This is a genomic window from Sporosarcina sp. BI001-red (assembly GCF_003384035.1).
In the GTDB taxonomy this organism is placed as follows: domain Bacteria; phylum Bacillota; class Bacilli; order Bacillales_A; family Planococcaceae; genus Sporosarcina.
In genome coordinates this window covers 82,403-97,056 of record NZ_QQAK01000011.1, presented here as the reverse complement: position 1 = coordinate 97,056, position 14,654 = coordinate 82,403, and the positions used below count along the sequence as shown (strand labels likewise).

At 44.0% G+C, this 14,654-nt stretch carries 13 protein-coding genes; 9 read left to right on the top strand and 4 right to left on the bottom strand.

Annotated elements, in window-relative coordinates; genetic code table 11:
- Window positions 1–70: 70 nt before the first annotated feature.
- The 7 genes from DVB69_RS07535 to DVB69_RS07505 all read left to right on the top strand — a co-directional run bounded on the left by DVB69_RS07535 (window position 71) and on the right by DVB69_RS07505 (window position 6,366).
- A complete protein-coding gene (locus DVB69_RS07535; RefSeq protein WP_116018200.1) occupies window positions 71–769 on the top strand; it encodes an ABC transporter ATP-binding protein in 699 nt (232 codons plus the stop codon).
- Entirely contained in the window at window positions 759–2,081 is a 1,323-nt protein-coding gene (locus DVB69_RS07530; protein WP_116018198.1) for an ABC transporter permease, read from the top strand. The genes DVB69_RS07535 and DVB69_RS07530 overlap by 11 nt, the downstream gene beginning before the upstream one ends.
- Before the next feature lie 130 nt (window positions 2,082–2,211).
- Window positions 2,212–3,594 (top strand): class II fumarate hydratase, encoded by a 1,383-nt coding sequence (gene fumC, locus DVB69_RS07525; protein WP_116018196.1) that lies wholly within the window; start codon window positions 2,212–2,214, stop codon window positions 3,592–3,594.
- Window positions 3,595–3,678: 84 nt separating this feature from the next.
- Window positions 3,679–4,188, top strand: coding sequence for a PCYCGC motif-containing (lipo)protein (locus tag DVB69_RS07520; protein WP_116018194.1), 510 nt, complete (start codon window positions 3,679–3,681; stop codon window positions 4,186–4,188).
- A gap of 283 nt (window positions 4,189–4,471) precedes the next feature.
- Window positions 4,472–4,978, top strand: a complete 507-nt coding sequence (locus DVB69_RS07515; RefSeq protein WP_116018192.1) for a DinB family protein — start codon at window positions 4,472–4,474, stop codon at window positions 4,976–4,978.
- A 131-nt stretch (window positions 4,979–5,109) separates the two neighbouring features.
- Complete coding sequence (locus tag DVB69_RS07510) at window positions 5,110–5,766, top strand: Dph6-related ATP pyrophosphatase (RefSeq protein ID WP_116018190.1); 657 nt, start codon at window positions 5,110–5,112, stop codon at window positions 5,764–5,766.
- 24 nt (window positions 5,767–5,790) lie between these two features.
- Entirely contained in the window at window positions 5,791–6,366 is a 576-nt protein-coding gene (locus tag DVB69_RS07505; RefSeq protein WP_116018188.1) for a hypothetical protein, read from the top strand.
- Window positions 6,367–6,448: 82 nt separating this feature from the next.
- On the opposite strand, the gene DVB69_RS07500 is transcribed toward DVB69_RS07505, so the two are convergent.
- Window positions 6,449–8,071: an MFS transporter gene (locus tag DVB69_RS07500; protein ID WP_116018186.1), complete on the bottom strand. Its 1,623-nt coding sequence runs from the start codon at window positions 8,069–8,071 to the stop codon at window positions 6,449–6,451.
- 266 nt (window positions 8,072–8,337) lie between these two features.
- A complete protein-coding gene (locus DVB69_RS07495; RefSeq protein WP_116018184.1) occupies window positions 8,338–8,877 on the bottom strand; it encodes a GNAT family N-acetyltransferase in 540 nt (179 codons plus the stop codon).
- 218 nt (window positions 8,878–9,095) lie between these two features.
- On the opposite strand from DVB69_RS07495, the gene DVB69_RS07490 reads away from it, so the two are divergent.
- A complete protein-coding gene (locus tag DVB69_RS07490) occupies window positions 9,096–10,490 on the top strand; it encodes an L-cystine transporter (RefSeq protein ID WP_116018182.1) in 1,395 nt (464 codons plus the stop codon).
- 455 nt (window positions 10,491–10,945) lie between these two features.
- On the opposite strand, the gene DVB69_RS07485 is transcribed toward DVB69_RS07490, so the two are convergent.
- Window positions 10,946–12,121 carry a class I SAM-dependent methyltransferase gene (locus tag DVB69_RS07485; RefSeq protein ID WP_116018180.1) on the bottom strand — a complete coding sequence of 392 codons (1,176 nt, stop codon included), beginning with the start codon at window positions 12,119–12,121 and terminating at the stop codon, window positions 10,946–10,948.
- A 45-nt stretch (window positions 12,122–12,166) separates the two neighbouring features.
- Window positions 12,167–12,898, bottom strand: a complete 732-nt coding sequence (gene nfsA / locus DVB69_RS07480) for an oxygen-insensitive NADPH nitroreductase (RefSeq protein ID WP_147300765.1) — start codon at window positions 12,896–12,898, stop codon at window positions 12,167–12,169.
- A 73-nt stretch (window positions 12,899–12,971) separates the two neighbouring features.
- Between nfsA and DVB69_RS07475 the strand changes: the two genes are divergently transcribed.
- On the top strand, window positions 12,972–14,531 hold the full coding sequence (locus DVB69_RS07475; protein ID WP_116018176.1) for an FMN-binding glutamate synthase family protein: 1,560 nt from the start codon (window positions 12,972–12,974) through the stop codon (window positions 14,529–14,531).
- Window positions 14,532–14,654: the final 123 nt, after the last annotated feature.

The window sequence follows — 14,654 nt, the reverse complement described above, 5'->3', positions numbered from 1 at the left end:
TTCCATACACTTCTTCTAAAGATTTGGCTGTCATACTCAACTTATCAGCAAATTAGAGGAGGACGTTACAATGATTCACGTTGAACATATTCAGCATTCATTCAAAATCGGTAAAAAAGGAAAAGAACGCCCCGTGCCTGTCCTGAAAGACCTTTCATTCGAAGTGAAAAAAGGATCCATTATCTCGATCGTCGGTAGAAGTGGGTCAGGGAAGTCAACACTGCTGCATATTATGGCCGGATTCTTGAAGCCTGAGAGCGGGCAGATTACGGTCAATGGGACAGTAACTTCTAAATTCACTGAAACCCAAAGTGCAGAATTCCGACTCGAGCAATTCGGATTCATCTTCCAAAACTTTCAACTCATGCCTGGACTGACGACATTCGAAAACATTGAACTCCCTTTAAAACTGAAAGGTGTTACGAAAGCAGAACGTACGAAACAAGTGGAGCAACTCGTCCAGCACGTCGGTTTGAAAGAAGTTCAAGACCATTACCCAAATGAGCTATCAGGAGGTCAGCAGCAACGCGTCAGTATCGCCCGGGCACTCATTACGAATCCACCAATCATTTTTGCGGATGAACCTACAGGAAGTCTGGACTCAGAGACGGAACAAGAGATCCTTGCGCTCATCCGTTCACTGAACGAATCACGTGGAATTACATTCGTCATTATTACGCATGACGATGAAGTAGCTTCGATTGCAGACGAGATCTATCAAATGCATGACGGCGTTTTGAAAGCAGGAGGTATACATCATGCAATTTAAAGATCAGCTAAACTTTGTGAGCCAGCACATTAAAAAGAATAAGCTTCGCGTCTTCATGACGATTTTAGCCGCAACGATGGGAACTGCATTCCTCATCATCCTGGCTTCTGTCGGTTTCGGTATTCAAGATACGTTGAAAAAGGAAATTCTCGATAACCGCCTCGTGACCCAAGTGGAAGTGCATAGCGCGGATTTAGATAAAGAGAAAGCGGACAAGATGAAAAAACTCGACCATGTGAAAGCCGTAGTTCTTAGACAAGAAGTGAATGCTTTCCAGACAACCACGCTAGATAAGTATACTAGTCCGAGCAGTCTTCTCATTTCAGACTTTAGTGAGGAAAAGAAAGCAGGATTCGCTCTAGAAAAAGGACGATTACCAAAGGGGAAATATGAAGTCGTCGTCGGACATGATTTTGCTGAGAATTTAATGAATGAAGAAGAAGTTGAAAAGTTTCAAAGTCAACAACAAGCCAATGAATCGAATGAAGAAGAACAAATAGTACCAGAATTGCCTCACTATGAAGGGGAATTACTAGGGAAGGAGATTACCTATGAAATCGGAAGCTTCGAAACGGGTGAATCATACAAAGAGCCGATCAAACTGACGATTGTCGGAATTGCAAAGGCCCCTTCGAAAGATTTTATCTCTGACGGTAATCTATATGCAGATGCTTCGTTAATTCCAGAGATGGAAGCCATTTACGACCGACATAAGCCGGAAGAAAGTGAAGCCTCACTATTCTATTCGAATCTGAACGTTTACGCTGATGAACTGCAAAATGTAAAGGGCATCACGACTACGTTAAAAGATGACGGATATTCTGTCTATTCCATATCTGAGGAATTGGAGCAGATTGATGTCTTCTTCCTAGCCCTAAAAGCAGGTCTCATTTTCGTAGGAACCATTGCCATCTTGATTTCATCCATCGGTATTTTCAATACGATGACGATGGCAGTGACGGAGCGCACACGTGAAATCGGTGTGATGAAAGCACTCGGTGCGAAGCCGAAATTGATTCAACGCCTATTTTTACTGGAAAGTGCATGGATTGGCATCATTGGAACCCTAATCGCAGTCATCCTATCTTATGCAATCAGTATCCTTGCAAACTACATCTTGCCACTCGTAGTAGGAGCCGCGCTTGGAGAAGAAAATTTCGGTGAGCTGAACGTAACGTTCTCTATCATTCCGTGGCAACTCGTTGTCATTGCATCTGCCATCAGTATAGGAGTGGCCATGATTTCAGGATGGCGCCCCGCACGTAAAGCGACACAAATCGATGTCATCGATGCACTACGTCGCGAATTATAAAAGGAAGACTCGCTCACTGTGGCGGGTCTTTTTCTCATTCTATCGATTCAAATATCTTTGATTTTACAGAAGAATTCCGGCATGATAGATAAGAAGAGAGTGAATTTAATTGCGAAAAGGGGTTTTCAGGATGGAATACCGCATTGAGCACGATACGTTTGGTGAAATTCAAGTCCCAGCGGACAAGCTTTGGGGCGCACAAACACAGCGCAGTAAACAAAACTTTAAAATTGGTGGAGAGCGCATTCCGACTGGCGTCATCCAAGCCTTTGCACATTTGAAAAAATCTGCAGCGATTGCAAGTCACTCGTTCGGAAACCTTTCTGAAGTGAAGATGAAAGCGATCGCAGCTGCAGCCAATGAAGTATTAGAAGGCAAATGGGACGAACACTTCCCACTCGTCGTTTGGCAGACAGGTAGTGGAACGCAATCCAACATGAATATGAACGAAGTGCTCGCGAACCGCGGGAACCAGTTGTTGGAAGAATGGGGCGAGGAAGAACGTTTGCACCCGAATGATGACGTGAACAAGTCGCAAAGTTCGAACGACACATTCCCGACAGCACTTCACGTGTCCGGAGTGATCGCAGTGGAGCGTGAACTCCTACCAGCACTTGAAAAGTTAAAAAAGACGCTAGGCGATAAGTCTGAAGCGTTCATGGATATTATTAAAATTGGTCGTACACACTTGCAGGATGCGACACCTCTAACACTCGGTCAAGAGATGAGCGGTTGGCACCATATGCTCGTAAAGACAGAGAAAATGTTGAAGGAAAGCGTTGAATCGATGAAAGAACTTGCAATCGGTGGTACAGCAGTCGGTACGGGCCTGAACGCACCAAAAGGATTCGGAGACAAAGTGGCGGAAGAAATTTCGAAGTCTGTCGGTATCGAATTCACGTCGGCTGAAAACAAATTCCACGCATTGACAAGCTATGACGAAGTCGTTTACACACACGGGGCGATGAAGGCACTCGCTGCAGATCTTATGAAGATTGCGAATGACGTTCGCTGGTTAGCGAGTGGTCCGCGTTCAGGTATTGGTGAAATTACGATTCCTGAAAACGAGCCAGGTAGTTCGATCATGCCAGGTAAAGTGAACCCGACACAAAGTGAAGCGTTGACGATGGTCGTTGCACAAGTCATGGGGAATGACGCAACAATCGGGTTTGCAGCGAGCCAAGGAAACTTCGAGCTCAACGTATTTAAGCCGGTCATCATCTTCAACTTCTTGCAAACGGCAAAGCTGTTAGCAGAAGGTATGGTCAGCTTCAACGACAATTGTGCAGTGGGCATTGAACCGAATCGTGAGGAAATCGATAACAAAGTGAAAAACTCGCTTATGCTTGTAACGGCTCTTAACCCGCACATTGGGTATGAAAATGCAGCGAAAATCGCGAAAGCGGCTCACAAAGAAGGCACAACTTTGAAAGAAGCTGCACTTAAAACAGGACTTCTAACTGAAGATCAGTTCAATGAGTGGGTAGATCCTTCTAAAATGACCGGCTTGTAAGTTGCCACAATATTGTAACGGCATGAGTATGTATAATCCTGTATGCTGGGAGGACAACCTTCAAGAAAAGGAGTCGACATGTCCATGAAAAAGCGTCTCATGCCGATCTTAGCAATACTTGTGATTGTTCTCTCCGCATGTGGTGGGAAAATGGCAACTGAGCAACATCACAAAGAAACGCCAGCACTAGCCATAGGCGAGGAAAAACAACTTCCCAATGGTGACTTACAGCAAGTCACTGCCTCTGCAGAACAACTGCCTGAATTTCTAGATGACAAATCCGAGAATCTACAACTTGTTTATCAAGTAGCAGGAAACGCAGAAGATATTCTAAAATATATGCCTTGCTATTGTGGATGTGCAGATAGTGCAGGTCACGGCAGCAACTTGAACTGTTTTGTGGATGAAATCCGTAAAGACGGTTCTGTCGTATGGGATGACCATGGCACGCGTTGTGACGTTTGTGTAGAAATCGCAATCAAGTCTGTCACGATGGCGCAAGAAGGTAAATCATTAAAAGAGATTCGTAAGACAATTGATTCAAATTATAAAACAGGGTACGCGCGTCCAACCGATACGCCAATGCCATCATAAAATGATGAAAACAGGTTCTCTTAGGAGAGCCTGTTTTTTGAATAAATCCTTTCATTATTTTTGCATAAAAAACCTCTGGAAACCCTTTCACAAAAGGAAAAACTCATAAAGGTTGTATTCTTTCGAAAGGTGGTCTATGATCGGTGTCAGATGAGCTATAAAAGGTAGGGGAATTTACTATTCTGACAGTTAGATTTGGGGTTCCTTTTTCAAGAATATGGGCGTATGATTCTAATATATTTCAGAGAGAATGCAGACGTGAAAACTGCGTAGGAGGGGTACCATGGTTTTTGAAGGCAATAACAAAATACGCAAAAAGATCTGGCAAGCAGTCCAAGGACTGACGAATGAGGAACTCAATCGGAAACCTGCCAATGGTGGCTGGTCACCGAAACAAATCCTCGAGCATCTCTCGCTCATGGAAGCGCTCATCGCCTCAAATGTGGCTAAGGAATTAAAGAATCCAGAGAGCCCGAAAGCGATGAAGAAGCCGATTTCCATTTCAACCAACCGCATCATTAAAGTAGAAGCTCCAGGACGTACAGTTCCTTCGGATACATTTAAGACGCTATGCGAGATGAAACAAGAGTTGCACAATTCCCGATTATATTTACTCGACGTGTATGACAGTAGCAACAAAGAGTCACTTATGAAAAAGTCATGCAAGCATCCGATTTTTGGACAGATTCCATTGTGTCAATGGTTCCCGTTTGTAGGATTGCATGAAAAGCGTCATTTGAAACAATTACGCGATACCATCGAATCACTACAGCTTAAAAAAGTAATCTAACTAATCTTTTCTGATTGAAAGATGGTTGGAATAGTAGTCACCCCCTATGCGCATGTGCATAGGGGGTTTTTGTTGGCTGTAACCTACATGCTATACTGTCTGCAAGTCTATGAAAAAGGGGAGTGGATAGGATGAACCAAAAGTTTACAGCCTCCTGGAGCGGTGGGAAAGACTCCGCAATGGCAGTCTACAAAGCTGTACAGAGCGGTGCTAGACTTGCGCGAGTATGGACGATGTTTGAAGAAGAGGCGGATCGCTCTCGATCACATGCATTGCCGGAATCCGTAATTCGTGCTCAAGCAGAGAGAATGGGTGCACCTTTCATGAAAAGGCAAGCATCGTGGGAAACATATGAACAAGAATTTATCGGGGCCATGAAAGCGTGTGCAGATGCAGGTATCGAAAATGGTGTCTTCGGAGATATCGATTTAGAAGATCATCGGAAGTGGGTCCAACAAGCGTGTGGAAAAGCAGGCATGATTCCATGGCATCCACTATGGCTTATCCCGAGACGTCAATTGTTGGAAGAATTCATTGCAGCTGGATTTGAAGCGTATATTATTGTAGTCGACACAAGTCGGATGCCGGAACGCTTTCTTGGACAACGTTTTACAATTGAATTGATGGATGAACTCGACGCGCTAGCAATCGATAGTTGTGGAGAGTCTGGAGAATTTCATACAGTCGTTGCAGATGGACCGATTTTCAGTGAACGGGTACCACTCGTATTCGGCGAACGGATAGAAAAAGGAAACTACGTCTTTTTACCGACAGACTGTGCCGAGTAACGCTGACAAACAAAGGGGATGCGTGTGAAACGGATTGGTGTGGCTATAATTTTGTTAGTAGCAACATTGTTGTTATCTGGGTGCTTTGGAGGCAAGTCCATCACATTGACACAAAGATTGTTGACGGACGATGAACAACGGTTAATCTACAGTGCGGGTGGAATGGATGCCCTGCATTTTACGTCAAAAGACACACTGGCTGAGGGGAAAAGCATTCAATTTACGATTGAGCAATACGAACATGGGGAATACGTAGGAACTCTTGCTGAAATTCCGTGGAATGGTTCCTCAGACCAGCAGGCACCACTTATCGGATTTGGTGTCGAGCAGACAGAAGAACAAGCTATTGAACAAATCCTATTCAGTTCTCCCGGAGGACGGTTACAACCAGAACTGGAAGGGATACCGGGAGGATCCACGCTAATGCCAGCCTTTGAAAGTGAGCTTACATTGAAGCAAGGAGAAGTCGCTTATCTTGCGTACTACATTGTCTCCGCAAGCGGCAGGGTACAAACATTTAACATGAGTGATGAAAAATCGTTGGAACAGCTACAAGCCTATGATCGTTGCCTTCTCTTAAAAGCAGAATGGACAGAATAACCCGGAGCCTAGATCGTGTTTCGGGTTTTATTGTGCCAAAAACCGCTCAGAAAGTATCCTGAACGGTTTTTAGCAACATGTATTATTCGCTCTTTGAAGCAGTTTGTTGGTTTTCCTGTACTTCCAGCATGTCACTTTCAATCGCGTCATGTTTAAATTGTTTGCTGAACACAAGTGAAATCACGATAATGAGAAAGGCCATGACAGCAGTCGTTAAATAGATCGGTTCATACGCAGAATGCGCGGCTTGTTGGAAAGCTTCCTGAAGCGCATCTCGCACTTCAGGAGATGGAATCTTATCGATTTTAGTTTGTAAATCCCCGTAGCTGGTCCCAACTAAATCCTCCATAGAGCCTTCTGGAAGTTGACTAGGATCAATCCCATGTTCTTTCAGTTTCTGAGGAATCAGGTCTCCGAATTTACTGAATCCACTTTGGATGAACGCAGCAAACATTGCCGGAGAGATCGTAAGTCCGACTTGACGGGCTACTGAAAGGGTACCAATCGCAGAACCTTTTTGTGTTCCGGCCGCATTTGAAGTAAGAATGGTCAAAGGAGCACCAAGTACAAATCCGAATCCAGCACCTGCAATAACAGAGAAAATGATGAACAACAATTTAGTATCTACAAAGTAACCGAGACCACCAAAACCGATGATTCCGATGACTCCTGCAAAAATCAGCGTCTTCACGGGCCCTTTTTTATCGACGAAATAGCCACCACCACCAGCTCCTATGCCTGATGCGAGCGCGAGTGGTGTCATCCAGTACCCGGACTTCGCGGCTGAAATACCAAGGATTTGCTGGGCGAAGGACGGAATGAAAATAATCGCACCGATGAATGTCCCTGACAATAACCCCATCACCATTGTCATCGCATAAGTGGGCTTGCGAAGAAGGCTGTATGGAAGAATAGGGTCGATAGTATCCCCTTGTTCGTTGCGCTTTTCAACAAAGATCAATGTTGCGAAAGTCAGGACGCCGAGAATAAGAAGTCCGAGAACGCTCCACTTGATGAATACATCGGCGAAGGAACCGCCTCGACCAATGTTATTGATGGCAAACATGACACTGAGAATAGAGAAGGATAACAATGATATCCCGAGAAAGTCAATTTTAGACATGACATAGGATTTTGTCTCTTTCAGTGAGAAGAAACCGACTATGACGAGTGCAATCCCGATAGGTACGTTAATTATAAATAACCAATGCCAGTTTCCAGTCAAATCGATAAGAAAACTTCCAATGCTTGGTCCGACAACAGAGGCGATCCCGTTCATCCCACCTAGAAGTCCAAGCATGCGGCCTTGTTTTTCTTTCGTAAACGTACTTAATACATGGGAGCTAGCGATAATGAATATACCACCGCCACCAAATGATTGGAACAAACGCGCTGCGAGGAATAGCGTAAAGTTAGGACTCAGCGCTACCCCGAGTGATCCAACTGTGAAAATCACAATTTCGATGAGGAAGAGTTTTTTTCGTCCATACCTGTCAGCAAGTTTCCCTACAATAGGTGTCATCACAGCAAGGCCTAGCGTGTATAAAGTTATTCCCCACGATCCTTGCGTGGCACTTACATCGAATGAGGTGTTAATGGTTGTAAGTGCAGCACTGATAATCCCGTTATCCAGTGCTGCCATGAATACACCCACCAACAAAATAATAAAGCCCGTGTTCACTTTAGATGTTTTTGCTACTGCCATTGTTTGACCCCCTTTAAAGAATGCTCGGTCTTACAAATCATTTAAACAGTGTACCCCTAGTAGATGAACTTTATATAAACTGTAGATTACAAAAAAAGTATGTGATTCGTAAAATGGCTGTATGAAGCATCTCAATTTGCGAATCTCGCAAAATCTTTTATATTATTTTAAGTACCCGAGTCCGTTGAGGATGACCTTGATTTAGCGACACAGTCATATAAAAAACAGCTATTCTCTTTACAGGAGAAGTAGCTGGTGGATAGGGCTTAGTTCCAATCACGTGCGAGGATGCTATATACGGCTAAATCATGGAAATGATCGTACAAAAACTCCCCATCGCGTTGAATCCCCTCAAGTTGAAAACCGAGGCGCTCAGGGATTGCTCGACTTTTTACGTTTTCGACTCCGCAACGAATCTCGATGCGATTTAACTTATATGTAGTAAACGCATAGTTAATCATTGCACGAACTGAATCCGTCATAATTCCATGCCCTTGAAAACGATCCCCAATCCAATAACCTAAACTCGTCGTTTTGTTTATCCAATCAATCTTATGGAATCCGATCATTCCTGCAAGTTCCCCTTTGTACAAAATCCCAACTTGAAAGCCATTATGCTCCGCAAACTGTTTCAGCCACATTTCTACTACAGGACGATAGCTTTCAGGAGAGAGTGCGCCGTCTACCCAAGGAAGCCATTCTCGCAAATGATCCCGTGAGTCATTTACTAAAAAGAAAATTTTTGCGGCATCTTCTTGCTCAAGTAACTTCAGTGAAACCGTTTCTGAAACAGGTAGTGTAAACATATGAATCCTCCATTTACATAGTAGATTTTGTTCATTGTAGCAAAGTTTGGAGTGACTTGGAACTTATATTGGATTAAAGGAATCTACTTTTTAATCGCTTCTACCTATTTAGAATTAAATTTAAAAAACTCTCAATCCCTAGTTGACATATCGGAATTAGATACATAAGATAAAGTGTATTAGAAAATCATAGATTATTCACAAAGGGGGACGTTGGGATGGAGACAGGATTTGTCTTGTTGAATGTGGCGGGATTGCTTCTATTGGCGGGTATATTGTTTTGGATGAATCGTAAGCACGTTTCGTTTTCAAAGCGGGTGTTTACAGGGTTAGGTCTGGGGATTATATATGGAGTTATTTTGCATGTTAGTTATGGCGTAGATTCGAGCGCACTTCAACAATCGGTTCCGTGGTTCAATATTATAGGAACTGGCTATATTAAACTCTTGCAAATGATTGTCGTACCACTCGTGTTCATCTCAATTTTAACTGCTTTTACCAAAGTGGTAGCAGGGAAGAACTTCGGAAAACAGGCGGCCTTGATTTTAGGTTTGCTCATAGGAACGACAGCAATTGCGGCACTTATTGGAATCGGGTCTGCACTCTTGTTCGGATTGGATGCAGAGCAAATCGTACAAGGAGATGCGGAAATTTCTCGAGGGGTATCGCTGGAAGAAACAGCAGCAGGCGTTTCGGACAAAGTGCTACCTGAACAGTTATTGGATTTATTGCCAGCAAACCCGTTTCTCGATTTCACAGGGGCTCGTCCTACCTCCACTATCGGCGTTGTAATCTTTGCGGCATTTTTAGGATTCGCGTTTTTGACAATTCGAAGAAAAGAACCTGAACAAGCGGCAGTCGTACGAAAAGGGATCGATGCAGTGTATTCATTGGTAATGGCCGTCGTGAAAATTGTATTACGACTCACACCTTATGGGATTCTCGCAATCATGGCGCGGACAGTTGCAATGTCTGATTACGGGGCAATTGTGAATCTCGGTAAGTTCGTAGCAGCTTCCTATGTTGCGTTGATTGTCATGTTTTTAGTGCACTTAGTGATTCTTGCGGCTTCAGGATTGAACCCAATCACATATGTGAAAAAAGCAGGAGATACGCTATTGTTCGCATTCTCTTCTAGATCGAGTGCGGGAACATTACCATTGACACTCAATACACAGACCACGCGACTTGGAGTACCTGACGGGATAGCGAACTTCGCAGGGTCATTTGGATTATCGATTGGTCAAAACGGGTGTGCTGGAATTTATCCAGCGATGCTCGCGGTCATGATTGCGCCAACGGTCGGTCAATCCATTGATGCTCAATTCATTTTGACACTCATTGCAATTGTCGCGATCAGTTCGTTTGGCGTCGCAGGTGTTGGAGGAGGCGCAACCTTTGCTGCAATCCTCGTATTGTCTGCACTGAATCTCCCAATAGCGCTCGCAGGGATTCTAATTTCCGTCGAACCACTCATTGATATGGGGCGCACGGCGTTAAACGTCAGTGGTTCCATGACAGCTGGAGTCACAACAGCACGAGCGACAGGAGAACTTGATGTTGCACAATATGATGAAGTGATGGCGCGAGAAACATCGGTGTCTGAATTATAAACAACCATCCACCTCTCAACTTGAGAGGTGGATGGTTTTTGTATGTTAACGAGTACCGGGGGACCCGCATTTGAGAGGTGGGAGTGATCAAGCGATAGGGAATCCGCTCAAGCGAGGGTGAAAGTGATCAAGCAAGTGATGAATCCGCTCAAGCCCTCGTGAAAGTGATCAAGCAAGTAGCGAATCCGCTCAAGCGAGGGGTGAAAGTGATCAAGCGGGTGGAGGAAGTGATCAAGCGAGTAGGGGTGATCAAGCAAGTGATGAATCCGCTCAAGCCCGCGTGAAAGTGATCAAGCAAGTGGCAAATCCGCTCAAGCCCGCGTGAAAGTGATCAAGCGAGAGCTGAATCTGCTCAAGTAAGCCTAAAAGTGATCAAGCCAGTAACAAATCCGCTCAAGCACCACCACCACAATCCACACAAAAAAAGAGCACCCGCAATAGCAGGTGCTCTCCACTTACTTTCCTTCACACAATACATCCAACTTCAGTTCATTCTCCAAAAACGGTCTTGCATTCAACAAATCACGGAAAGCCTTATAGCGCTCAATGGATTCTGAAGAAGGTTGTTTCCCTGAATGGTACGCACGAATCAAAATGTTCTTCGGCGTATGGCTCATGTCGATGAACTCCAGTAATTGTGTCTCATATCCAGATAACGTCAATAACTCTGCACGCATCGAATCTGTCGCCAGTGCAGAAAAACGTTCTTTCACGAGTCCGTGCTGTAACATCACATCCAACATAGGGGATTGGATTTGACTAAACAATTCATGTTGACAGCACGGAACGCTTAATATTACACTCGCTCCCCAACGGACCGCGCGTGCCAGAGCCATATCCGTCGCAGTGTCACACGCATGCAACGTGACCACCATGTCGACCGAGGTTTCATCCTCATAATCATTAATATCCCCGACTAAAAACTCCAAGCGATCGTATTCAAGATCGCGCGCGATCTCCGCGCATTCTTCAATGACCTCTTTCTTCAAGTCGAGACCTGTCACATGGATATCAAGTCCTTTTTCAATATGAAGATAATGGTATAACGCGAACGTCAAATATGATTTGCCAGAACCGAAATCCAGAATTCGTACAGTTCGATTTTTCGGAAGATGCATCAGTGCATCATCGATATATTCGATGAATCGATTAGTTTGTCTGAACTTATCGTGCTTCTGTTTCTTGACCTGTCCATCTGCCGATTGAACACCAAGTCGTATTAAAAATGGATAGGGGGTGCCTTCTTCAAGCAAATAATTCTTCTTGCGATTGTGCGACAAATCAGCAGTTTTTGACGTTTCTGTCACACTCGACTTCCAAGAAACTTTAAACTTTTTGGTCAGTTGTATTTGAATGGTTTCACCTGTGAATTCGGCCTGTACTTGTTTGAAACGCATTAATACATTCGTCAAAAACAGCTCGACACCGTTAGCGGAAATATTATGGTGATTCAGCACACGCTCAAACTGTTCTTCAAACTGTATGTGCAACTCACCTTTCAACTCAATAGGTTTCGCTTTAATGCGCAACAATCCATCCGCTTTAGTGCGCGGTTGACTGAACGTTGCGCGGACAAATGTTCCGTCCGTTAGACGCGCCGCTAAGTCGGTAATCAATTTTTCAAACTCCATGAGGTTTGACTCCTTTATAAGAGAGGTAGGGAAGAAAGAATAGACTTACTCGAACTTAAATCCTTGATCTCTCAAAAATTCCTTCATATATGGGCGTTGAGGAGATTCCAAAAAGTCAGCCATCTGTTCGGTCCATCCAGCAAGCTTCTGATTTGAGCTTCTCGTTTCATAGTAAGTGGTCATAGTGGTGTCGTACTCACGGAGAACTTCTTCAAAGTTGCTCGCATCGTACATATTTTCGTGAAGTACTGCATCCACTGGTAGTCGTGGTTTCACTTCATTTACTTTGGCAGGGACACCGATCGTCATCCCAAACATTGGAACAACGCCATCCGGTAGTTTTAGAAGTTTGCTGATATCAGCAGGGTTATTCCGAACGCCACCGATATAGCAAATGCCATATCCTTTCGATTCGGCTGCGATGGCAATATTTTGTGCAAAGAGTGCGACATCAATTGTACCAACAAGCAAGGCTTCTGCATGAGTGAAATCAATTGAACGGTCATGCATGGCAGCTGCAGCTTGCAATCGATGGAAATCTGCACAAAAAATCAAAGCAGCTCCTGCGCCATTAAATTGATGAGGGTTTTTGGAAAACTCACCTAGTTTTTCACGAACTGCTTCATCGGTAGCGTGGATGACTGAATAGGCCTGGACAAAATGGGAACTTGCAGCATGTTGTCCAGCTGAAACAAGTTCTCGGACCGTTTCTATTGATAAACGCTCATCTGTATAGGAACGGACAGATGCATGAGATTTAAGTAAGTCAATAACCATTATGAATCGCCTCCAATGAGTAATTGTTTTTAATGGTACACCAGATTGAGCCTATAGAAAAGGAGTGGAGCTTATGAACATTTTTGAAGGGCTTTCGCTAACCACCATGCTGATAATAATTGCAATTATCGTCATTCCTATTTTAGCGATTTCTTATCTGTATATATTTGATAGGAAGCAGAAACAACATGCGATTTTACGTAATTATCCTATACTCGGTAGAATCCGCTACATGATCGAAAAAGTGGGGCCGGAATTCAGGCAATACTTATTCGACAACGATAACGAAGGTAAACCGTTCAGTCGAGAAGATTACTTGCACATGGTTTTACCAGGTAAATACTTGAAGAGTGTAATTGGATTCGGTTCAAAGCGTGATTTCGATTCTCCAGGTTACTATTTGCGCAACGCGATGTTTACGAAACAAAACGAGGAAATGCGCGTTGATAACAACCGTAAAGTCGATTCGATGCGGTACGTTATGGATGGTGAAGGACTGTTTTCCCGTAGAGAGCACCGTGAGGAAGTGGCAGCACAGCCGTGGTTACTTCCTGATGAAGATGCGATTGTAATCGGTCCCACCTGTACACATCCATTCCGTGTTCATAGTTTACTTGGACAATCGGGGATGAGTTATGGAGCACTTGGTGAAAATGCAATAACGGCACTTTCTAAAGGGATCGGGATGGCAACTGGAGCCTGGATGAATACAGGAGAAGGGGGTCTATCCCCACACCATCTAGCAGGCGATGCAGATATTATCGCTCAAATCGGTTCCGGATTATTTGGCTTCCGCACGAATGAAGGCGAATTCGATTGGAATCTACTCACAGAAAAAGCGAAAAACCCAAAAGTCCGAGCATTTGAATTGAAACTTGCTCAAGGTGCTAAAATGCGTGGCGGGCACGTAGAAGGATCAAAAGTGACGGAAGAGATTGCTTCCATTCGGAATGTAACTCCTTTTAAAACAATTAACAGCCCGAACCGTTTCCATCAGTTCGATGATTTCCCGTCCATGTTTTCATTTATCGAACAGATTCGGAATCATTCAGGGAAACCTGTCGGCATTAAAATCGTGATTGGTGGGCAATCGGATGCAGAAGAGTTAGCATCGTTTATGAAAGAGACTGGAATGGGACCAGACTTTATTTCTTTAGATGGATCAGAAGGTGGTTCCGGTGCGACGTATCAAGATTTAGCAGATTCAGTAGGTCTTCCGATTCGATCTGCATTAATCATACTGGACGATGCATTAAGAAAGTTCGAAGTACGTGATCGAGTGAAAATCATTGCTTCGGGAAAGATGACAACCCCAGACAAAGCAGCAATTGCCCTCGCAATGGGAGCGGATCTTGTCCAAATTGCCCGAGGATTCATGATTTCAGTCGGGTGTATTATGGCGCAACGCTGTCATACTAATGAATGCCCGGCAGGAGTCGCTACGACAGATAAACATTTACAGCGTGGACTCGTTGTTGAAGAGAAAAAGTATCGGGTGACCAATTATATTTTAACAATGCGTGAAGGGCTTTTCAGAATTGCCGCAGCAGCAGGACTGGACTCACCGACAAAATTAGAGAGACACCACGTATTCTATAAAGACGAACGTGGTCGAGTGAGCCCCATCGAGTAAAAAAAATCCATTGAAGTGTGCAAGCAGGGGCAGTTACACCCTGCTTGTTTTTTATGTCGAATAATTGTTGTTGATAAATATAATAATTATTCTTACAATCAGAAAACTATGATAGTATAGAAG

Bases quoted from the DNA above. Each gene is read 5' to 3' on its own strand.
- DVB69_RS07495 (WP_116018184.1), bottom strand. From the start codon at position 8,877: ATGTTTACACTACCTGTTTCAGAAACGGTTTCACTGAAGTTACTTGAG.
- DVB69_RS07475 (WP_116018176.1), top strand. From the start codon at position 12,972: ATGAACATTTTTGAAGGGCTTTCGCTAACCACCATGCTGATAATAATT.
- DVB69_RS07510 (WP_116018190.1), top strand. From the start codon at position 5,110: ATGAACCAAAAGTTTACAGCCTCCTGGAGCGGTGGGAAAGACTCCGCA.
- nfsA (WP_147300765.1), bottom strand. From the start codon at position 12,898: ATGGTTATTGACTTACTTAAATCTCATGCATCTGTCCGTTCCTATACA.
- DVB69_RS07520 (WP_116018194.1), top strand. From the start codon at position 3,679: ATGAAAAAGCGTCTCATGCCGATCTTAGCAATACTTGTGATTGTTCTC.
- DVB69_RS07535 (WP_116018200.1), top strand. From the start codon at position 71: ATGATTCACGTTGAACATATTCAGCATTCATTCAAAATCGGTAAAAAA.
- fumC (WP_116018196.1), top strand. From the start codon at position 2,212: ATGGAATACCGCATTGAGCACGATACGTTTGGTGAAATTCAAGTCCCA.
- DVB69_RS07515 (WP_116018192.1), top strand. From the start codon at position 4,472: ATGGTTTTTGAAGGCAATAACAAAATACGCAAAAAGATCTGGCAAGCA.
- DVB69_RS07500 (WP_116018186.1), bottom strand. From the start codon at position 8,071: ATGGCAGTAGCAAAAACATCTAAAGTGAACACGGGCTTTATTATTTTG.
- DVB69_RS07485 (WP_116018180.1), bottom strand. From the start codon at position 12,121: ATGGAGTTTGAAAAATTGATTACCGACTTAGCGGCGCGTCTAACGGAC.
- DVB69_RS07530 (WP_116018198.1), top strand. From the start codon at position 759: ATGCAATTTAAAGATCAGCTAAACTTTGTGAGCCAGCACATTAAAAAG.
- DVB69_RS07490 (WP_116018182.1), top strand. From the start codon at position 9,096: ATGGAGACAGGATTTGTCTTGTTGAATGTGGCGGGATTGCTTCTATTG.